This window comes from Kitasatospora albolonga (genome assembly GCF_039535905.1).
GTDB lineage: Bacteria > Actinomycetota > Actinomycetes > Streptomycetales > Streptomycetaceae > Kitasatospora > Kitasatospora albolonga.
This window is the reverse complement of record NZ_BAAAYB010000138.1, coordinates 119,912-140,318: the sequence shown is the minus strand read 5'-3', so window position 1 is coordinate 140,318 and position 20,407 is coordinate 119,912. Positions and strand designations below refer to the sequence as shown.

Sequence of the window (20,407 nt, the reverse complement as noted above, 5' to 3'; positions counted from 1 at the left end):
CGGCTCACTCCTCCCAACGGTGCGGGACGAAGACCGGCGCGGCCAGCACCACGGCGCGCGGCGGGGTGTCGAGCATCGGTCCGAAGACGTCGAACTGGCCCACGGAGTGCCAGCTCATGAGCGTTCCGCCGTCGGTCTTGCCGATGCTGTACACGCCCGCCCAGAGGGTGTAACGGCCGCGCGGGAGCGGCAGGTTGGGGATCACGCAGGCGACGTGGTGGTCCTCGCCGTTCAACCGGATCTCGTGGCTGATCTGGAAGATCGGGCTGGAGGTGCCCTCGCTGACGCCGAGGTGCAGGGTGGCGTCGCCGCGGTAGTCGCCGCCGAGGGTGAGCTCGACGGTCATCGGCTCGTCGGTGGTGAGGTTCTCCCGGCCCTCGCCGACCATCGCGTGCTTGAGCAGCTGGAGCGGCTCGCCGACCCGGGCGGTGGCCTCGGACTGGGCCTCGATCGAGTCCCGGTACCCGGCCAGCGCGTCCTTGATCCCGGCGTCTACCCGGACGGTGCCCTGCTCCAGCCAGATGCCCCGGCGGCAGATCGACTCCACCGCGGGGAGGTCGTGCGAGACGAAGACGATCGTGGTGCCCTGCTCGGCCACCTCGCGCATCCGGTCCAGGCAGCGCTGCTGGAAGACCGCGTCGCCGACCGCGAGCACCTCGTCCACCAGCAGCACGTGCGGCTCCAGGTACGCGGCGACCGCGAAGCCCAGGCGCATCTGCATGCCGGAGGAGTAGTACTTCACCTGACGGTCGATCGCCCCGCCGAGCCGGGCGAACTCCACGATGTCGTCGAACCGTCCGGCCACCTCGCGGCGCTTGAGGCCGAGCAGCGCGCCGAACAGGTAGATGTTCTCCCGGCCCGTCAGGTCCGGGTGGATGCCGGCCCGGATCTCGATCAGCGCGCCGATCCGGCCGCGCACGTCGATCACGCCGCCGTACGGGTACATGACCCGGGTGAGCATCTTCAGCAGGGTGGACTTGCCGGAGCCGTTGGAGCCGATCAGGCCGACCGCCTCGCCCGGCTCGATGTGCATGTTGATGTCACGCAGCGCCCAGCGCCAGTCCTCGCCCTTGCCGCCGCGCAGCTTCCGGGTGACCTGCTCGACCTTGTCGCGCAGCAGCATCCGCTGCTGGTCCGCCTTGAACCGCTTCCACACGTGCTCGGTGCGGACGGTGCCCAGGGGGAGGTTCTTGGTCATCAGCTCACGCGACATCGGCGATCCCCGTCTCCAGCTTCTTGAACACCAGGTAGCCGCCGCAGAGCACGACCACCGAGCTGACCGCGGCGATCCCGGTCAGGGTGAGGTCGGGTGCCTGGCCGTGCAGCAGCGCCCGCCGGTAGCCCTCGATCACCGCGCCCAGCGGGTTGAAAGCCACGTAGACCTCCTGGAGCTTCTGCGGGATCTGCGAGAGCGGGTACGCGACCGGGGTCGCGAACACGCCCATCTGCGTGATGATCGGCAGCAGGTGCCGGACGTCGCGCAGGTAGACCACGGCCACCGAGAGCACCAGCGCCACGCCGTAGGTGAACGCCAGCTGGATCAGCAGCAGCGGGAACACCCAGAAGAAGGTGGCGGCCGGCGCCGTCCAGAAGGCCAGGAAGAGCAGGCCCAGCACGCCGATGCCGATCAGCATGTCGACGCTGGCGACCAGCATGGTGGCCAGCGGGAAGACCTCGCGCGGGCAGTAGACCTTGTTGAGCAGGCTGAGGTTGTTGGCCAGGCTCAGCGCGCCCTGGTTCATGGTGTTGCTGAAGAACTGCCAGACGATCAGGCCGACGTAGGCGAACAGCGGGTAGGCCACCCCGCCGGTGTCGATCTTGACCGCCCGCTGGAAGACCAGCGTGAAGATGGCGCACAGCGCCAGCGGCGTGAGCACCGCCCAGGCGAAGCCGAGCACCGCCTGCTTGTACCGGGCGCGCAGGTCGCGCTCGGCCAGGGCGCGCACCAACTCGCGTGCCCCCAGCAGCTCCCGGGCCACCTGGGCCGGTCGGAGCCGCCGCTTGAAGACCAACTCGGGCGGGGGACCCTCGGCCCCCGGCCGCCGGGCCTCAGTCTGGTTTTCGCGCTGATCGAGGACCTGCGCGCGTTGTCCCCCCACGGAACCCCGCCTTCTCCGGTGCCGAGTGATACCGGCCGCCGCCAGGGGAGTTCCCCGGTCCGGTTCGGCCGCAGCGCACACTCTGGCACAGAGTGTGCGAGGCAGGGGGCGGATCCGTGAAGAAGAGCCGGGACGGTGACCGTCCCGGCTCTCGACGCACTGCTTCCGGTCAGTCGACCAGGGCGTCCAGGGCGGCGGGCATGCCCTCGACTCCGCCGTTCTTGCTGGGCTTGGCCCGGTCGCCGTTGACGAAGACGGTGGGGAGCTCGTCGACCTTGTACTTCGCCATCAGGCCGGAGGCGGCCTCGGTGAGGTCGCGCACCTCGGCCGAGCGGTAGGCGGCCCGGAACTTCTCGGCGTCCAGCCCGACCGTGCCGGCCCAGGCCGTGGCGGTGTCCTCGGTGATGACGTCCTGCTCGTCCACGTTCACCGCCTTGAAGGCGGCCACCTGGAACTCGTCGACCTTGCCGAGCTTCTCCAGGGTGTAGTACAGCCGGGCGTGGCCCTTCTGGACCCGCTCCTCCGGCGCTCCGGCCCAGACCGCCGGCACCCGGCGCAGCGTCACGTCCGAGGCGTGCTTGGCCGACCAGCGCTCCAGCGGGAGTTCGAGCTGCCGCGAGTGGTAGCAGTCGTACCAGAAGAACTCGACGGCCTCCTGCTTGACCGCCCGGATCGGGCCCGGGTTGTCGACCCGGCCGACGTACCCTCCCTCGTGCGGCACCTCGGGGGCTGCGGTGGCCTGACCGGCCGTGACGGGGGCGGCGAGCAGTCCGGCGGCGGCGGTGGCCAGGACGGCGGTGCGGATGAGCTGCTTCACGTGGGCCGATGCTTCCAGCCCGCGGGAGGAGCGGCGAGCCGACGGGCCGTCCGGGCGGATTCTTCGCCCGGACGGCCCAACCGCCGGTGACGGGCCGTCAGTCCCGCGGCTCCGGGCGGGCGGCGGCCTGCTCGAAGAAGCGCAGCAGCTCGACCGGGAAGGGCAGCACCAGGGTGGAGTTCTTCTCGGCCGCCACCTCGACCACGGTCTGGAGCAGGCGCAGCTGCATCGCGGACGGCGTCTCGTCCATCTGCCGGGCCGCGTCGGCCAGCTTGGCGGCCGCCTGGAACTCGCCGTCGGCGGTGATGATGCGGGCCCGCCGCTCCCGGTCGGCCTCGGCCTGACGGGCCATCGAGCGCTTCATCGAGTCGGGCAGCGCGACGTCCTTGATCTCCACCCGGTCGATGTGCACGCCCCAGCCGGTGGCCGGGCTCTCCAGCATCAGTTCGAGGCCGTGGTGCAGGCCCTCGCGGCCGGAGAGCAGGTCGTCCAGTTCGCTCTTGCCGATGATCGAGCGCAGCGAGGTCTGCGCCACCTGGGACATCGCGAAGGCGTAGTTCTGCACGTCCACGGTGGCCCGGACCGGGTCGACCACCCGGAAGTAGACCACCGCGTCCACCCGGACGGAGACGTTGTCCCGGGTGATGCCCTCCTGGGCGGGCACCGGCATGGTGACGATCTGCATGTTGACCTTGCGGATCCGGTCGATCACCGGGACCAGGAGGGTCGGCCCCGGCGGCCGGGGCTCCCCCGAGACCCGGCCGAGCCGGAACACCACGCCGCGCTCGTACTGCTGGACCACCCGGACGCTGGAGAGCAGGGCCACCAGGCCCAAGCCCACCAGGATCGCCAGGACTGCCATGACGTCCTCCCCGTCTGCGGCCGCCGCACTGGCGGAACCGCCGGGTCAGTATGCGCGCGGGCCCGGCCGCACGACAGGGGTGCGACGGCGGTCTTGACGGATCGTTAGCGCCGCCGGGCCACCTGGTGGACGAGCTGCTGCCAGGCGTCGGTCACCACGGCCAGGTCGAAGCGGCCCAGGGCGTGCTCGCGGGCGGCCTTGCCGAGCGCGGCGCGGTCCCCGCCGAGCACCCGGCCGAGCGCCTCGGCCAGCGCCGCCGGGTCGCCCGGGCGGGCCAGTGCACCGGTGGTGCCGTCCAGCACCACGTCGCCGACCCAGCCCACGTCGGTGGCGGCGATGGGCAGTTCGGCCAGCGCCGCCTCGATCAGCACCCCGGGGACGCCCTCGCTGTCGCTGCTCAGCAGCAGCGCGTCGGAAGCCCGGTAGAGCGGGGCCGGGTCGGTCAGGCGCCCGAGGAAGTGGGCACGGGGGTGGGGCTGGTAGCTGCCCTTGAGCGGGCCGTCCCCGGCGACGGCCAGGTGGACGTCGGGGAGCCGGTCGAGCGCGGCGAGGGCCACGTCGAGACGCTTCTCCGGGGCGAGCGCACCGATCCACGCGACCAGCCGGCCCTCGGCGGGAAGCCCCAGCTCCTTGCGGGCGGCGGTCCGCTCGGCCTGGTCGGCGGCCGGGCGGTAGCGGTCGGCGGCGCGGCCGTTCGGGATGGTGCGGACCCGCTGCGCGGGCAGCCGGAAGCGCTGCAGCAGGACGTCGCGGGCACCGTCCGAGATCGCCGAGACGGCGGCGGCCCGGTGCAGGAACGCCGCCACCCGCAGGCGGCGGGCCGGGCTCGCCGTCCAGTGCCGCGGGTCGCCGATGTTGACGTAGACGAACGGGGTCGGGGAGCCGAACAGGCCCACGGCGCAGGCCTGCAGGGTGCTGGAGCCGTGGGCGATCACCACGTCGCTGGTGCGGGCCGCCTCGCGCAGCGCCCGCAGCGTGCTGGGGTGGTAGCGGGACGGGCCCAACGGCGGGGCGTCGTGCGGCGCGGGGGCGTCGACGTGCGGCTGCAACGAACGCAGCGTGGACGGCACCCCCCTGCGCAGCAGCTCCCCGTGCAGGTCCCGCGCCAGGTTCTGGGCCCCCCGGCCCCGCGGGTCAGTGACCAGATGCAACACCCTCGGCTCAGCCATGGCGCCCAACCTGGCACACACGGAAGGCTTCCCACTGGCGAATCGGTGATCCCGGGGGCGCGGGGAACTGCGCGCAGGGGAACGGCACGTGCTGCAACTGGCTCGCCTGCCCCGACCTCACGCTGGTCCGCCTTCCGTACTCGCGCAGTTCCTCGCGCCCCCGGGGTGACCACCTGCCGGCTCGCGCCCCCGGGTGGCCGCGCTGCGCCTGCGGACGCTTCGGTTCCCAGGGTGTTCACAGTATGGGGATTCGGTGGCGGTGGGCGGGTCTGGCCTGGGATGCTGACCGCCTGTCAGTGTTTGGGTGGGGGGCCACTGTGCATGTGCTCTATGTGATCGACAGCGTGAGCCGGATCGGCGGAGCCGAGCAGGGCCTGGTCGCGATGGCGCCGCAGCTGGTGCGGGCCGGGGTGAAGCTGGACGTGGCGTACCTGCGCCCGTCGCCGGGCGGGTTCCAGCCGGAGCTGGCCGCGGCGGGGGCGGAGGTGTTCGGGGTGCACGCCTCGGGCCGGGCCGGTGAGTACGCCGCGCTGCGGCGGCTGCTGCGCGACCGCCGCCCGGAGTTGGTGCACACCACGCTCTACGAGTCGGACGTGCTCGGCCGGGCCGCGGCGCTGTCCACCCGGACGCCGGTGGTCTCCAGTCTGGTGAACTCCTCGTACGGGCCGGAGCACCTGCACGCCCGGGGCCTGAGCCCGTGGAAGGTGCGGGCGGCCCAGGCGGTGGACGCCACGACCGCACAGGGGACCCGCCGGTTCCACGCGCTGACCCGGCACGTGGCCGAGGTGATGGCCCGTCGGCTGAAGGTGAATCCGGAGCGGATCGACGTGGTGCCGCGCGGGCGGGACACCGAGCTGCTGGGCACGGTGAGCCAGGAGCGGCGGGACGCGGTGCGGGCCGGGCTGGAGCTGTCGGACCACACGCCGGTGGTGCTGGCGGCGGCGCGGCAGCAGTACCAGAAGGGTCTTGACGTGCTGTTGGAGGCCTGGCCCGCCGTACGGGCCGGGCAGCCGGAGGCGGTGCTGCTGCTGGCGGGCAGCGCGGGGTCGGAGACGCCGAGGCTGCGGGAGCTGGCCGGGGTGGCGGGCAACGTGCGGTTCCTGGGGCCTCGTTCGGACGTCTTCGACCTGATGGCGGCGGTGGACGCGTTCGCGGTGCCGTCGCGCTGGGAGGGGCTGGGCAGCGCGGCGATGGAGGCGATGGGCGTCGGGGTGCCGCTGGTGGCCGCGGACGTGGCGGCGCTGCGCGAGACGGTGGGGTCGGAGGACTACGGGCTGCTGGTGCCGCCGGAGCGGCCGGCCGCGCTGGCGGCGGCGCTGGCGGAGACCCTGGAGGACCGCTCCGCGGCGCAGCTGCGGGCGAAGGCGGCCCGGGCCCGGTTCCTGACCAAGTTCACCCTGCCTCAGGTCTGCGGGCAGATGGTCGAGTTCTACGAGAGATCGCTCGGGAAGCGCTGAGGAGAGGGGCGATTCTCGGTCCCCGGACGAGATCGCGCATCAGATTGGCGAAAGTGCTTGCGCCGCACGTCAGGTGCCGCAAGCATCGTGCCCGGGGAGACGGGTCCACGCTGGGGGGCGGGGCCCGCGCCGCTGCACGCCACCAGGCGAGCGGCCAGCAGACCGTGCGGAGCCGACCCGGACCCGACCCGGGCCGGTCGGCGCGGCGCATGCACCACGAACGCGAGGGGATCCAACCGGTGGAACCGGCCAACCACTTCACCGTACTGCGACGTTACTGGCGACTGCTGGTCGGCTGTACGGTGGCCGCCTTGATCATCGGGCTGCTGCTCACCCCGACGGGCGACACCGTCGACAACGGGAAATGGCAGTGCAAGGTCGCCATCACCCCGGTGGCCGGGGCCGGCGAGGCGGTCCGGGCCGACCAGGTGCTCTCGTACGCGGCCGGTTCGGACGTGTCGACGGCCGCCGCGAAGACGCTCAACATCACCGACGTGGCCGGTCTGGTGGCCCGCCGGAAGGTGGCGGCGGCCTCGCCGACGATGCTCGAGTTCACCGTCACCGGGCCGACCAGCAAGAGCTGCGTGGAGACCGCCGGGGCGTTCGCCGAGGCGACCATCAAGGGCTACAGCCAGGAGACCGCGAAGAGCGCGAGCGAGTCGATCAAGCGGCTGGAGGCGCAGCGCGCCACCCAGCAGGACCAGGTCAACAAGCTCCAGCAGGAGTTCTACAGCGCCAAGCCGGCCGACCAGCCCAAGCTGGACCCGCAGTTGACGGCCGCTCGGAACTCGCTGACCAAGACCCTGACCGCGATCAGCGACCTGCAGGCCGTCAGCCAGACCGACGCCGTCCAGCAGTGGGGCTCGATCGACGCCAAGGAGCTCGGCGGGAACCTGCTGACCTCGCCGAGCCGGGGCCTGCGGCTGACCCTCGCGGTGGTGCTCGGCCTGGCGCTCGGCGTGGTGGCCGCGCTGATGCTCAGCCGGATGGACACCCGCCTGCGCACCCGCAACGGCGCGGAGGAGGCGTTCAACCTCCCGGTGATCGGCGAGATCCCCTACCTCTCCACCCGCCTGCGGCGGCTGCGCGACCCGCTGGTGGTGGCCCGGCCGTCCGATCCGGGGGCCGAGGCGTTCCGCTCGCTGCGCTCGACCCTGCTGCTGACCGGCCCGCCGGCGCTGGCCGCGCAGCTGGCCGACGGCAACCTCAACCCGGCCGAGCTGGTCTCCCGGCGGCTGGCCCAGCCCGCCCCGGTGATCCTGGTGATGTCCGGCCGCAGCGGCGACGGGCGCACCACCACGGTGGCCAACCTGGCGGCGGCGCTGGCCGAGACCGGTCGCGAGGTCCTGGTGCTGGACTGCGACTTCCGGCACCCGAAGGCGCACGAGCACTTCGGGGTCGGCGACGGCCCCGGCATGGCCGAGCTGCTGAGCGGCGAGCAGCTGCCCGAGCTGGACGACCTGATCCGGCGGACCAACGTGGACGGCGTGCGGCTGATCACCGGTGGCAACACCACGGCCTACCCGGCCGCGCTGGTGCTGCGGGCCGGCGAGGTGCTGCGCCGGGCCCGGCGGCACGCGGACGTGGTGCTGATCGACAGCTCCCCGCTGCTGCACGCCAACGACGCCTACGACCTGGTGCAGCACGCCGACGCGGTGCTGGTGACCATCAAGGCGGCAACGTGACGCCCGAGCAGGCGGACCGGGTCAGCGAGTTGCTCTCCCGCACCGGTGTGCCGGTGGCCGGTGTGGCGCTGCTCGGCACCATCGGCCCGTCCGGCCGCCGCAAGCGGGACGGGCTGGCCGCCCAGGCGTCCGCCGTGCCCGGGGCCGCACCGGCCCCGGCGGCTCCGGTGCCCCCGCAGGAGCAGCGGGCCGAGGGCCCGCGCCACCGGTCCTCGCCGTCCTGGGCCCGGCGCGGCCCGGAGCCGGTGAACGAGGCGGCCTGGCAGGAGGGCGAGGACCGGTGACCGACCAGGGGGGGGAAGGTCCGGGTGCTCTGGCTCGCCAAGGGGCTGGGCCGGGGCGGCGCCGAGCAGCTGCTGGTCAACTGCGCCCGGCACGCCGACCGTTCGCGGTACGAGGTCGAGGTGGCCTACGTGCTGCCGTGGAAGGACGCCCTGGTGCCGGCCCTGGAGGCGGCCGGGGTGACGGTGCACCTGCTCGGGCCGGGGCGGCGCTGGCCGCTGCGGCTGCGGGCGCTGCTGCGGGCCCGCCGGTACGACCTGGTGCACTCGCACATGCCGGTCCCGGCGGCCGCCGCCCGGCTGCTCACCCTGGGCTCCCGGCGGCCGGTGCTGGTGCACACCGAGCACAACGTCTGGGAGCGGTACCGCCGGGAGACCCGCTGGGCCAACTCCCTGACGTACAAGCGCAACCGCGCGGTGGTGGCGGTCTCGCACGCGGTGGCGGCGAGCATTCCGGCCGCCCGGCGGCGGCCCGGTGACTTCGTCACCGTGGTGCACCACGGGCCGGACCTGGGCGGCGCGGCGCGCGGCCCGGCGGCCCGGCGGGCGGCCCGGGCCGAACTCGGGCTGCCGGAGGGGGGCGTTCGTCCTCGGCACGGTGGCCAACATGACGCCGAAGAAGGACCAGGCCACCCTGCTGGCCGCGTTCGAGCGGCTGCGGCAGGAGCGGCCCGAGGCCCGGCTGGTGCTGATCGGCTCCGGGCCGCTGGAGGCCGAGCTGAAGGCCGCGGCCGGCGAGGGCGTGGTCTTCGCCGGCTCCCGGCCGGACGTGCCGGAGCTGCTGCCGGCCTTCGACGCGTTCACCCTGAGCTCCCGTCAGGAGGGGCTGCCGGTGGCGCTGATGGAGGCGATGACCAGCGGGCTGCCCTCGGTGGTGACCAGGGTGGGCGGGATGCCGGAGGTGCTGGACGACGGCGTCGAGGGCTTCCTGGTGGAGCCGGCCGACCCGGCGGGCCTGGCGGCGGCCTTCGGGAAGCTGGCGGCCGACCGGGGGCTGCGCGAGCGGATGGGCGAGGCCGCCCGCGGGCGCTCGGAGTCCTTCGACGTGGCGGGCGCCCAGCAGGCCGTCGAGCGGGTGTACGAGCGGGTGCTGCGGAGCTGAACCTCGCCCCGCCGCCCTGCCCCTCCGAGAGGAAGACCGAACCATCGTGAGCGCGAGCCCCGAGCAACTCCGGGACGACGCCGTCGAGTTGAGCTACCGACCGCTGGACGGGGCGGACACCCCCCGCGGTGCTGGAGCTGCTGACCGCATCGCTGGCGGGCGGCCCCACCGGGACCCGCAGCGCCGACTTCTTCGCGTGGAAGCACCACCGCAACCCCTTCGGGGCCAGCCCCGGTCTGGTGGCCGTGACGCCCGGGGGGCGGATCGTCGGGGTGCGGCTGTTCCTGCGCTGGGAGTGGCGGGCGGTGGACCGGGTGGTCCGCGCGGTGCGCCCGGTGGACACCGCCACCCACCCGGACTTCCAGGGCCGGGGGATCTTCCGCCGGCTCACCACCGAGCTGCTGGAGCAGGTCTCCTCCGAGGCCGAGCTGGTCTTCAACACGCCCAACGGCAACAGCCTGCCCGGCTACCTCAAGATGGGCTGGCAGGACCTGGGCCAGGTGCCCGTCTCGCTGCGGATCGCCCGGCCGCTCTCCTTCGCCAGGGGCGCGCGGGCCGCGCTGGCCCGCAAGGCCGCCGCCACCGGGCCGGTGGTCTGTCCGCTGCCCACCGCCGCCGACTGGTTCGGCTCCGGCGCACCGGACGGCCTGGCGGAGCTGCTGCGCGAGCGGGCCGGGGCGGACGCCTCGGACGGCCGCCTCGCGGTGGCCCGCACCGAGCCCTACCTGCGCTGGCGCTACGGCGACGCGCCCGGGCTGGACTACCGGGTGATGACCTGTCACCGGGGCGGCGAGCTGGCCGGGGTGGCATTCGGCCGCCCCCGGCGGCGCGGCCCGCTGGTGGAGTTCACCCTCGCCGACGTGATCGTCCGCCCGGGCGACCGGCGGGCGGCCGCCGAGCTGCTGCGGGCCGCCGCCCGCTCCGGCGGCGACCACGTGGCGACCCACCTCGCGGCCGGCACCGAGGCGGCCGCGGCCGCCCCGCGCTCCGGCTACCTGCGGGCGCCGCGCACCGGCATGCGGCTGGCCGCCCGCACCCCGGCCGGGGCGGTGCCGCCGGAGCTCGGCGCCTGGCGGTTCAACCTCGGTGACCTGGAGGTCTTCTGATGCTCCGGCAGGCGCTGCGGTCGCCCGTCGTGCCCTGGTCGACCCTGGTGGCCGGCGGGCTGGTCTGCACCTACGTCACGGTCTTCGTGTTCACCATGGTGCACACCAGCTACGACACCTGGGGGGCGCTGCTGGTGCTGCCCGCCCTGATGGCGATAGGGACCCCGATCCTGGCCCGGGTGGCCGCGAACAACCCGCAGCCCAGGGTGTTCCGGCTGCTGATGCTGGCCATGGCCCTCAAGCTGCTCTGCGCGTTCCCCCGCTACCTGATGGCCTTCGTGCTCTACGGCGGCGCGGCGGACGCCAAGATGTACCACCAGAAGGGCAGCGAGCTCGCCTACTTCCTGGACACCGCGGACTTCTCGGCCGGCATCCACTACGACCTGGGCATGAAGGTGGCCGGCACCGGCTTCATCATCATCGTCACCGGGGTGGTGTACGCGATCACCGGCCCGTCCCTGGTCGGCGGCTTCCTGGTGTTCTCCTGGCTGGGCTTCTGGGGGCTGCTGCTGTTCTGGCGGGCGTTGCAGATCGCCTTCCCGGAGGCGGACACCCGGCGCTACGCCAAGCTGGTCTTCTTCCTGCCCTCGCTGCTGTTCTGGCCGTCCAGCATCGGCAAGGACGCCTGGATGATGTTCTGCCTGGGCCTGACCACCTACGGGGTGGCCAAGCTGCTGAGCCGTCAGTTCGGCGCCTTCGTCTTCATCGGGCTGGGCTCGCTGGGCACCGCGATGGTCCGTCCGCACGTCACCGTGCTGGCCGGCGCCGGGCTCACCGTGGCGTACGTGCTGCGCAAGCGGCCCAAGGAGGTCAGCGCGCTGGGCCCGCTGCGGATGGTGGTCACCGTGGCGGTGCTGGGCGCCATGGTGATGCTGATGCTGCAACAGGTGAACACCTTCTTCGGGACCTCCGGGCAGGGCGGCGGCGACGCCGTCAACCAGGTGCTCTCGGAGACCTCGAGACGCACCTCGCAGGGCAACTCGATGATCAACGCGCCGGCTCCGGAGGACGCCGCACCGGCCTTCAGCCTCAATCCGGCCGGTCTGCCGATGGCCGTGGTGAGCGTGCTGTTCCGCCCGTTCCCGTTCGAGGCCTCCAACATCCAGAGCCTGTTCCAGTCGGTGGAGTGCTTCGCGCTGCTGGTGATGTTCATCCGCGGCTGGCCGCGGATGCGCCAGCTCCCCCGGCTGTTCCTGAAACGCTCGTACATCGCGTACGCGCTGGTCTACACCCTGCTGTTCTGCTGGGCCTTCTCCACCATCAACAACCTGGGCATCCTCTCCCGCGAACGGGTCCAGGTGCTCCCGCTGGTGCTGGTGCTGCTCGCCGTCCCGCTGCCGGAGACCGACCGGGCGGCACCGCGCCGCCGGGCCCGGGCTCCGGTCTGGCGGGTGCAGCCCGGCCAGTGGGGCACCGTGCCCGTCGCCGCCCCGGCCCGTTCCGAAGCCGCGCCACCACCTCGACCCTGGGGGGATCGAACCGACCATGACCACCACTGACACCGCAGCGCCCGCCTTCCTCGGCGGCACTCCCGCCTTCCCCGACGGCCTGCCGCTGACCCGCGTCCAGGTGCCGGACCGCGAGGGCCTGCTGGCCCGGCTCGGCACGGTGCTGGACAGCGGCATGCTGACCAACGGCCGCACCGTGGCCGAGCTGGAGGAGCGGGCCGCCGAACTCCTGGAGGTGCCGCACGTGGTGGCGGTCTCCAACTGCACGGCCGGCCTGATGCTGGTGCTCCAGGCCGCCGGGGTGGGCGGCGGCCGTCCGGTGCTGATGCCGGGCTTCACCTTCTCGGCCACCGCGCACGCCGCGCACTGGGCGGGCGGTACCCCGCTGTTCGCCGAGGCCCGCGAGCAGGACATCACCCTGGACCCGGCGGACGCCGAGGCCCGGCTGAAGGCGGCGGACGACCCGGCCGCCCTGATGGCCACCCACGTCTACGGCACGCCCTGCCAGACCGAGGAGATCCAGCGGATCGCCGACGCGGCCGGGCTGCCGGTGGTCTACGACGCCGCGCACGGCTTCGGTTCCAAGCGCAAGGGCGTCCCGGTGGGCAACTTCGGCCTGGCCGAGGTGTTCTCGATGAGCCCGACCAAGGTCGCGGTCGCGGGTGAGGGCGGCCTGGTGGCCACCCGGGACGCGGCGCTGGCCAAGACCCTGCGCACCGGCCGGGACTACGGCAACCCCGGTGACTACAACACGCTCTTCCCCGGCCTGAACGCCCGGATGAGCGAGCTGCACGCGGCCGTCGGCCTGACCTGGGTCGCCGGGCTGCCCGAGCGGGTGGCCCACCGGGGCGCGCTGGTGGCCGAGTTCGCCCGGGCCACGGCCGGCCTGCCGGGCCTGCGGCTGGCGCTGCCGGAGGAGGGCGACGTCTCCACGTTCAAGGACCTCACCATGATCCTGGACGCCGAGGCCTTCGGTCTGACCGCCCTGCAGCTGGCCGCCGCGCTCAAGGCCGAGGGCATCGACACCCGGCGCTACTTCCACCCGCCGGTGCAGCGCCAGCAGTCCTACGCCCACCTCGGGCAGGCGGACGCGCTGCCGGTCACCGACCGGCTGGCCGACTCGGTGCTGACCGTCCCGCTCTGGACCCACATGGACGCCGCCACCGTGCGCCGCACCGCCGAGGCGGTGGCCCGGATCCAGCCGTATGCGGAGCGCCTGCGCGCCGCCGGGATCTGACCTCCGGTCAGCCCGCCCACCCACCCGCCCGGGGCCGCCACGGCCCCGGGCGGGTGTGTTTTCGGGCCTCGCACACCGGTGCCCCGGTTACGCGGATCAGGTGAACTGGCTTGGACCACACGGGGGTTGAAGGGTCACAATGGCCAATCGGGCCCGCCGTGCACGGCGCGTGCGCCCCCTCTCCCCCTTCAACGATTTGGAGTTCCCGGTGTTCAAGGGATTCCGCAGCTTCCTGCTGCGCGGAAACGTGGTGGACCTCGCGGTCGGCATCGTGATCGGCGCGGCCTTCACCGCCGTGGTCACCGGCTTCGTCACCGCCTTCCTCACCCCGCTGATCGGCGTCGCCACCGGCGCGGTCGGCGACTACAGCAAGCGCACCTTCGAGGTCGGCGGCACCAGCTTCCCCTACGGCGGCTTCCTGAACGCGCTGATCGGTTTCGTCCTGGTCAGCGCGGTGATCTACTTCGCCGTGGTGGTCCCGGTCGGCAAGCTCCAGCAGCGCTTCGAGCCGGTCAAGGACGTGCCGGTGCCCAAGACCGACTGCCCGGACTGCCTGAGCTCCATCCCGGCCGCCGCGGTGCGCTGCGCGCACTGCACCTCCGAGCTGGCCGGCCGCCCCGGCTTCCCGATCCAGGCACTCTCCACCCGCTGACGGGGGCTCACGCCACCAGACACGCGCCCCCCGGTTCACCGGGGGGCGCGTGCTGTCGGTCGGCCACGGAGTGTTCGCCCCTCGTTCGACACTCCGTCAGCTCCCGGAGGTGGCCGGAAAGCGGCGTCGAAATGTCCGATCATCACACTTTCGAGCGAGTTGTTCCGGAGAAGAGTACGTAAACACTGGAACTCCTACGCCTCTCACTCTCCTCAGCAGGCACATTGTGGGCTTACGGTATGCCCCATGACCTCGCCCCGCTCCTACGACGGAGTCGGCTACCCCTCTCCGTCCTTCAGCTCCGGCACGCCCATCTACGACAGCCTGGTCGCAGAGCGCGGTGTCCCGCAGATCGCCCCCATCAATGTGCCGGCCGCCCTGCCGCCGGCCTCGTCGAGCTACGGCTACGGAACCAACTACGGCTCCACGTACGGGAGTACGGGCTTCGACAGCCCGGGCGGCAACCTCCCCGCGCTGCCCCCGGCCCGGCTCGCCCTGGGCCCCGGCCCGAGCAGCAGCGGCCCGGCCACCCAGTACATCCCGGCCCAGCCGACCCCTGCGGTCTACACCTCTCCGCAGCCCCAGGTGCCGGGTTACGGCCAGACCGGCCAGCTGCCGCAGCAGCGCCCGGCCGGCGGTCCCAGCCCGGCCTTCCAGCAGTACCAGCCGCAGGGCTACGCGACGGCTCCCCAGATGGCCAACCAGGGGGCGTACGCCGGAGCACCGCAGGGCTTCGCCGGGGCCGCCTCGGTCCCGCAGGGCTTCCCGGACCAGAGCTTCGGCGGCAACCAGTTCCGCCCGGCCGCCCCGGTCCGCCCGGTGGCGCAGCAGCCCCAGTACCCGCAGTCCGGCTACCAGGGGAACGCCTACTGAGCCGTACCGCTCCACCTGCGTCCACGATCCGGGGGGATCGGGACCGAGCAGGGCACGACGGTCGTCCCGAGGGGCCGCCCGGACCACACCGGTCCAGGCGGCCCCTCGGCGTATGCGGCCTGTGGGCTGCGCCTCCGGGCCGAAGGCCCCAGGGGCGCGAGGAACTGCGCGAGTACGGAAGGCGGAGCGGCGTGGGATCGGGGCAGGCGAGCCAGTTGCACGTGTTGCCGTTCCCCAGCGCGCAGTTCCCCGCGCCCCTGCGGGGCGCTCCCGCGCCCAAGGGCGCCGCCGAGCTCTGGCAGGATGGGCGCATGTCTCAGCTGACGGGTCTGCACATCTATCCGATCAAGTCCACGTACCGGCTCAGCCCGGAGAGCGCCCAGGTCGAGCCCTGGGGCCTGACCGGGGACCGTCGGTGGATGCTGGTGGACGAGGGCGGCAAGGCCGTGACCCAGCGGGACGAGCCGACGCTCGGTCAGTTCCGCGCCCTGCCCTCCCCCGACGGCTCGCTGACCGTGACCGCGCCGGACGGCGAGCGGATCGAGATCGCCGCCCCCGCGGGCGAGCCCTCCGTCAAGGCCGAGGTGTTCGGCACCTTCTTCACCACCGCGCTGGCCGCCGAGGAGGCCAACGCCTGGTTCGCCGGGTACTTCCCCGGCGTGCGCCTGGTGCACCTGGACGACCCGCTGGCCCGCCCGGTGAAGCCGGAGCACGCGGGCCCGGGCGACACCGTGACGATGGCCGACGGCTTCCCGCTGCTGCTCACCACCACCGGCTCGCTGGCGGAGCTGAACGCCCGGATCGCCGAGGACCACCCGGAGGACGAGCGCAAGGCGGCCCCGGTGCCGATGGAGCGCTTCCGCCCCAACCTGGTGGTGGACGTGGACGAGCCCTGGGCCGAGGACGACTGGCTGCGGGTGCGGGTCGGCGAGGTGACCTTCCGGGTGGCCAAGCCCTGCGGCCGCTGCGTGGTGACCACCACCGACCAGGAGACCGGCGAGCGCCGGGGCCCCGAGCCGCTGCGGGCGCTGGGCCGCCACCACCAGCTGGGCCAGAAGCTGGTCTTCGGCCAGAACCTGATCCCGGAGCGGCCGGAGGGCTTCACCGGTCTGATCGGCACCCTGCACCTGGGCGACGAGTTCACCGTCCTGGAGCGTCTCTGACCACCCGCGCGCAGCGGGCGGAACCCGTGCCGCGCCCGGTCGTTGTACCGGTCGTGGCGGTCCGGCGTCTCCCGGTGCGGCAAGCACGGCAAGCTCCGATACAGACAGCCCGTTGACAGAGGTGGGGATGGCGGATCGTCATGGCTGAGCACAGGGTCCGGGTCACCCAGGACAGCGCCTCGCGCTGGCGGCGCCGGGCCGGCGAGTACCAGACGCTGGCCGAGGCGGTGGCGGCCGCCGAGCCGGGTGACACGCTGACCGTCCGGGCCGGGACGTTCCGGGAGAACGTCGTGCTGGACAAGGCCGTCACCCTGCGCCCGGCGGACGGGCCCGGCACCGTCCGGCTCGACCCGCCCGCCGGGGTGCCGCTCACCCTGGCCGCCGACGCGGTGGTGCAGGGCCTGGTGATCGAGGGCTCGGAGCGCGCGGCCCCGGCCGTGCTGGTCCACGGACCGGGCGTGGCGGCCGAGTTGACCGGCTGCCGGGTGGAGGCCACGGCGGACTCCGGGGTGGAGCTGACCGACGGGGCCGCGCTGACCCTGCGCGGCTGCACCGTGCTCAACCCGGCCGGGCTGGGCGTGCGGCTGCGCGCCGGGGCCGCGCTGGTGGCCGAGTCCACCGAGCTGGCCGGCTCGGCCCAGGTCGGGCTCGCGGTGCTGGACGGCTCCACCGCCCGGCTGGAGAACTGCCGGGTGCACCACGCCGGCGGGGCCGGGGTGCTGATCACCGGGGCGGGGAGCAGCGTCGAGCTGACGGGCTGTGAGGTCTATGAGATCAAGGGCAGCGGCGTGCTGGCGGAGAAGCAGGCCGTCGGCCGGCTCTCCGACTGCACCGTGCACCGGGTCTCGGACAACGGGCTGACCCTGGACAGCGGCGCCGAGCTGACCCTGACCGGGTGCCGCCTGTACGAGCTGGCCGAGAACGGCGCCGACCTGCGCGGCCGGGCCCGGCTGACCCTGGAGCACGCCACCGTCCGGGAGTTCGGCCGCGGCGCGCTGGCGGTCTGGGACCCGGGCACCGAGGTCAGCGCGCTCTCCTGCGAGCTGCACTCCAGCACCGGCGACTACCCCGCGGTCTGGGTCAGCGACGGCGCCCGGGCCACCCTCACCGACTGCTCGGTGCACGACGTGCCCGGCGCGCTCTCGGTGCTGGACCGGGATTCGCTGGTGACGGCCAAGGACTGCTCGTTCAGCGCGGTGCGCAGCTCGGCCGTCTCGGTCAGCGGCGGCGCCACCGTCCAGCTGGCGGACTGCCGGGTGCAGCAGGCGGCCACCGGGCTCTGGTTCCGCGACCACGGCAGCGGCGGGCGGCTGACGGGCTGTGAGGTCTCCGAGGTCGGGACGGGGGTGATCGTCACCACCGGCGCCGATCCGGAGCTGTACGAGTGCACGGTGCGGGGCAGCGCCGAGGCGGCCGTCTACGTCTCGGCGCAGGGCCGGGGCAGCTTCACCGACTGCCGGGTCTCCCAGGGACAGGGCTTCGGCTTCCACGTGATCGACGGCTGCCGCACGGTGCTGACCCGCTGCCGGGCGGAGCAGAACGCGCGGGCCGGGTTCGAGTTCTCCGAGCCGGGGCCGGTGACGGAGAACTGCGTCTCGGACGACGTGGCCCCGCCGAACAGCCCGGCGGCCCAGCCCCTCGCGCCCGCCGCACCGGCCGTCCCGGCCCCGCGGACGGTGCAACTCACCACCGCCGCCGCCCCGGTGACGGCCTCGATCGCGCCGATCCCGGACTGCCGGCCGGCCGACGAGGCGCTCGCCGAGCTGGACGCGCTGATCGGCCTGGCCACCGTGAAGCAGGAGGTGCGCACCCTGATCGACCTGATCTCGGTCGGCCGCCGCCGCCGGCAGGCCGGGCTGAAGGCACCCTCGCTGCGGCGGCACCTGGTCTTCACCGGCTCCCCCGGCACCGGCAAGACCACGGTGGCCCGGCTGTACGGGGAGATCCTGGCCGCGCTCGGGGTGCTCCAGCAGGGCCACCTGGTGGAGGTGGCCCGGGTGGACCTGGTCGGCGAGCACATCGGCTCCACCGCGATCCGCACCCAGGCGGCCTTCGACCGGGCCCGGGGCGGGGTGCTCTTCATCGATGAGGCCTACGCACTGGCCCCCGAGGACGGTGCCCGGGACTTCGGGCGGGAGGCGATCGACACCCTGGTCAAGCTGATGGAGGACCACCGGGACGAGGTGGTGGTGATCGTGGCCGGCTACACCACCGAGATGGAGCGCTTCCTCTCCGCCAACCCCGGCGTCTCCTCCCGCTTCTCCCGCACCGTCACCTTCCCCGACTACTCGGCCGGGGAGCTGCTGGAGATCGCCCGGGCGCAGTCGGTGGAGCACGAGTACGCGCTGACCGAGGCCGCCGAACGGGCCCTGCTGGACCACTTCTCCCGGCTGGAGCGGGGGCCGGGATTCGGCAACGGCCGGACGGCGCGCCAGGTGTTCGAGACCATGGTGGAGCGGCACGCGATGCGGGTCGCCCAGCTGGCCGACCCGACCACGGAGGAGCTCCAGCTGCTCGTCCCCGAGGACCTGCCGGGTGTGACGATCTGACAGGATGTCGCCAAGGACCGATCCGGAGGGCTGACAGATGGCCGACACCAGCAACCTGCTGGCCGAGCAGCGCCGCGCGCTGATCCTCGACGAGGTGCGGCGGCGCGGCGGCGTCCGGGTCAACGAGCTGACGCAGCGCCTGGGCGTCTCCGACATGACGATCCGTCGGGACCTCGACGCGCTGGCCCGGGCCGGCACGGTGGAGAAGGTGCACGGCGGGGCGGTGGCGGCCGGCGCGGCCCTGGCGCACGAGCCCGGCTTCGAGGCCAAGTCGGTGCTGGAGCCCTCCGCCAAGGAGCAGATCGCCCGGGCCGCGGCCGCCCTGGTCACCCCGGGCAGCGCGGTCGCGCTCTCCGGCGGCACCACCACCTACGCGCTGGCCCAGCAGCTGGTGGAGGTGGAGCACCTGACGGTGGTCACCAACTCGGTGCCGGTCTCCGAGGTCTTCGAGCGGGCCCGGCGGGCCGGCACCGGGGCGGGCACCACGGTGGTGCTCACCGGCGGGGTCCGCACCCCGTCCGACGCCCTGGTCGGCCCGGTGGCCGACCGGGCCGTCCGCGAGCTCCGCTTCGACCTGCTCTTCCTGGGCGCCCACGGCCTGGACGCGGAGGCCGGCCTGACCACCCCCAACCTGGCCGAGGCCGAGACCAACCGCGCCCTGATCGCCTCCGCCCGCCGCACCGTCGTGGTCGCCGACCACACCAAGTGGGGCGTGGTCGGCCTCTCCGCGATCGCCCCCCTGACGGCCGTGGACACCTGGGTCACCGACGCCGCACTGCCGTCCGCCGAGGCGGCGGTGGCCCGGGAGTCGATCCGCGAGCTGCTGCTCGCCTGAGCCCCGCCCCGCGGGCGGCTCCCCGCGGGTCCTCCGGTCCCGCTCCCCGGTGTGGCCCGAGGCGCCGTCAGGCGGAGGCGCCCTTGTTGCCCGTCTCCGTCTTGTAGACCGTCATGCCCCGGGCCAGGTAGTTCCGCAGGGCGTTCGGGTGGTCCTCGGTGCAGGTGTCCAGGACGACCCGGGTGGTGTTCTCCCGGGTGGCCCAGGCGGTGCGCAGCGCGAGCGTCAGGGCGGCGGCGCCGAGCCCCTGACCGACGTGCTCCGGGAGCAGGCCGAAGGCGCCGATCTCGACCGAGCCGTCCGGGTGGGGTTCGGTCTCCACGGTGCCCACCGCCTCGCCGTCCCGGGTGATCGTCCAGAACCGCCGGCCCGGCCGCTCCACCAGCGACTGCCGCCACTGCTCCTCGGTGCGCCGCGCGCTGCTCCAGCCGTACGGACCGCCGATCCGCTCCCGGGCCTCCCGGTTCTCGGCCGAGGCGCCGTCGACCTCCCGCACCGCGAGCCCCGCCACCTCCGCGCCCGGCCGCAGCGCGTCGAGCGAGGCCAGCTCCAGGTAGGTCACGATCTTGGCGCCGTCGGCCAGTGCGATCTCGAACTGCGGCCCGTCCTCGTCCTCCCGGACCAGCTCGAAGCCGGCCTTGCGCAGCACGTTCTGCGAGGCGTGGTTGTCCGGGTCGGTGTCGGCCCGCAGGGTGACCACCCCTTGGGCGCGGCAGTGTTCGACGATCGCCCGGACGGCCTCGGTGGCGTAGCCCAGGCCCCGGGCGGACTCGGCCAGGCCGTAGCCGATCATCACCGAGCCGGCGGCGTCCGGGGCACCGTGGAAGCCGATGCCGCCGAGGGCGGCGCCGTCCTCGCGGTCGCGGATCTCGTAGTTGCCGAAGGGGTGCGGGGTGGTGCCGCCCTGACAGCGGTTCAGGAAGTTGCGGGTGGCGCGCTGCTCACCGGGGCCGGGGTAGCCGTCCGTCCAGTGGTCGCCGTCGCCGGGCTCGCCCGCCTCCACCCGGGCGGCGGACTCCGGGGTGAAGGCGTGCAGGAGGAGGCGTTCGGTCTGAAGGTCGTTCATACCGCC

At 73.7% G+C, this 20,407-nt stretch carries 18 protein-coding genes and 1 pseudogene; 13 read left to right on the top strand and 6 right to left on the bottom strand.

What is annotated here, in order from left to right:
* Positions 1-4 precede the first annotated feature (4 nt).
* From ABD946_RS34120 to ABD946_RS34100, 5 genes are all read right to left on the bottom strand, one after another.
* Positions 5-1,213 (bottom strand): ABC transporter ATP-binding protein, encoded by a 1,209-nt coding sequence (locus ABD946_RS34120; RefSeq protein ID WP_345289541.1) that lies wholly within the window; start codon positions 1,211-1,213, stop codon positions 5-7.
* A complete protein-coding gene (locus tag ABD946_RS34115; RefSeq protein ID WP_345289540.1) occupies positions 1,203-2,012 on the bottom strand; it encodes an ABC transporter permease in 810 nt (269 codons plus the stop codon). The genes ABD946_RS34120 and ABD946_RS34115 overlap by 11 nt, the downstream gene beginning before the upstream one ends.
* A 256-nt stretch (positions 2,013-2,268) precedes the next feature.
* A complete protein-coding gene (locus ABD946_RS34110; RefSeq protein WP_345289539.1) occupies positions 2,269-2,916 on the bottom strand; it encodes a thiol:disulfide interchange protein DsbA/DsbL in 648 nt (215 codons plus the stop codon).
* Between the two features lie 97 nt (positions 2,917-3,013).
* Positions 3,014-3,778, bottom strand: coding sequence for a slipin family protein (locus ABD946_RS34105; RefSeq protein WP_345289538.1), 765 nt, complete (start codon positions 3,776-3,778; stop codon positions 3,014-3,016).
* 104 nt (positions 3,779-3,882) lie between these two features.
* Positions 3,883-4,947, bottom strand: coding sequence for a glycosyltransferase family 4 protein (locus ABD946_RS34100; protein ID WP_345289537.1), 1,065 nt, complete (start codon positions 4,945-4,947; stop codon positions 3,883-3,885).
* Positions 4,948-5,279: 332 nt separating this feature from the next.
* On the opposite strand from ABD946_RS34100, the gene ABD946_RS34095 reads away from it, so the two are divergent.
* From ABD946_RS34095 to ABD946_RS34035, 13 genes and pseudogenes are all read left to right on the top strand, one after another.
* Positions 5,280-6,404, top strand: coding sequence for a glycosyltransferase family 4 protein (locus ABD946_RS34095; protein ID WP_345289535.1), 1,125 nt, complete (start codon positions 5,280-5,282; stop codon positions 6,402-6,404).
* A gap of 239 nt (positions 6,405-6,643) precedes the next feature.
* On the top strand, positions 6,644-8,089 hold the full coding sequence (locus ABD946_RS34090) for a tyrosine-protein kinase family protein (RefSeq protein ID WP_345289534.1): 1,446 nt from the start codon (positions 6,644-6,646) through the stop codon (positions 8,087-8,089).
* Entirely contained in the window at positions 8,086-8,373 is a 288-nt protein-coding gene (locus tag ABD946_RS34085; protein ID WP_345289533.1) for a hypothetical protein, read from the top strand. Before ABD946_RS34090 ends, ABD946_RS34085 begins: the two co-directional genes overlap by 4 nt.
* A gap of 24 nt (positions 8,374-8,397) precedes the next feature.
* Positions 8,398-8,823, top strand: a pseudogene (locus ABD946_RS34080) (glycosyltransferase); the annotation flags it as partial.
* 154 nt (positions 8,824-8,977) lie between these two features.
* A complete protein-coding gene (locus ABD946_RS34075) occupies positions 8,978-9,472 on the top strand; it encodes a glycosyltransferase (protein ID WP_345289532.1) in 495 nt (164 codons plus the stop codon).
* 128 nt (positions 9,473-9,600) lie between these two features.
* Positions 9,601-10,578: a GNAT family N-acetyltransferase gene (locus ABD946_RS34070; protein ID WP_345289531.1), complete on the top strand. Its 978-nt coding sequence runs from the start codon at positions 9,601-9,603 to the stop codon at positions 10,576-10,578.
* Complete coding sequence (locus ABD946_RS34065) at positions 10,578-12,077, top strand: hypothetical protein (protein ID WP_345289530.1); 1,500 nt, start codon at positions 10,578-10,580, stop codon at positions 12,075-12,077. Before ABD946_RS34070 ends, ABD946_RS34065 begins: the two co-directional genes overlap by 1 nt.
* Complete coding sequence (locus ABD946_RS34060) at positions 12,064-13,263, top strand: DegT/DnrJ/EryC1/StrS family aminotransferase (RefSeq protein WP_345289528.1); 1,200 nt, start codon at positions 12,064-12,066, stop codon at positions 13,261-13,263. The genes ABD946_RS34065 and ABD946_RS34060 overlap by 14 nt, the downstream gene beginning before the upstream one ends.
* Before the next feature lie 208 nt (positions 13,264-13,471).
* Positions 13,472-13,915 (top strand): large conductance mechanosensitive channel protein MscL, encoded by a 444-nt coding sequence (gene mscL, locus ABD946_RS34055; RefSeq protein ID WP_345289527.1) that lies wholly within the window; start codon positions 13,472-13,474, stop codon positions 13,913-13,915.
* Between the two features lie 246 nt (positions 13,916-14,161).
* The gene (locus ABD946_RS34050; protein ID WP_345289526.1) at positions 14,162-14,788 is read left to right on the top strand and encodes a DUF6643 family protein; all 627 of its coding nucleotides are present in this window, start codon (positions 14,162-14,164) and stop codon (positions 14,786-14,788) included.
* A 311-nt stretch (positions 14,789-15,099) separates the two neighbouring features.
* Positions 15,100-15,951, top strand: a complete 852-nt coding sequence (locus ABD946_RS34045) for an MOSC domain-containing protein (protein ID WP_345289524.1) — start codon at positions 15,100-15,102, stop codon at positions 15,949-15,951.
* A 140-nt stretch (positions 15,952-16,091) separates the two neighbouring features.
* Positions 16,092-18,500, top strand: a complete 2,409-nt coding sequence (locus ABD946_RS34040) for a right-handed parallel beta-helix repeat-containing protein (protein ID WP_345289523.1) — start codon at positions 16,092-16,094, stop codon at positions 18,498-18,500.
* 37 nt (positions 18,501-18,537) lie between these two features.
* The gene (locus ABD946_RS34035) at positions 18,538-19,335 is read left to right on the top strand and encodes a DeoR/GlpR family DNA-binding transcription regulator (protein WP_345289522.1); all 798 of its coding nucleotides are present in this window, start codon (positions 18,538-18,540) and stop codon (positions 19,333-19,335) included.
* A gap of 67 nt (positions 19,336-19,402) precedes the next feature.
* On the opposite strand, the gene ABD946_RS34030 is transcribed toward ABD946_RS34035, so the two are convergent.
* Positions 19,403-20,401, bottom strand: a complete 999-nt coding sequence (locus ABD946_RS34030) for a GNAT family N-acetyltransferase (RefSeq protein WP_345289521.1) — start codon at positions 20,399-20,401, stop codon at positions 19,403-19,405.
* Positions 20,402-20,407: the final 6 nt, after the last annotated feature.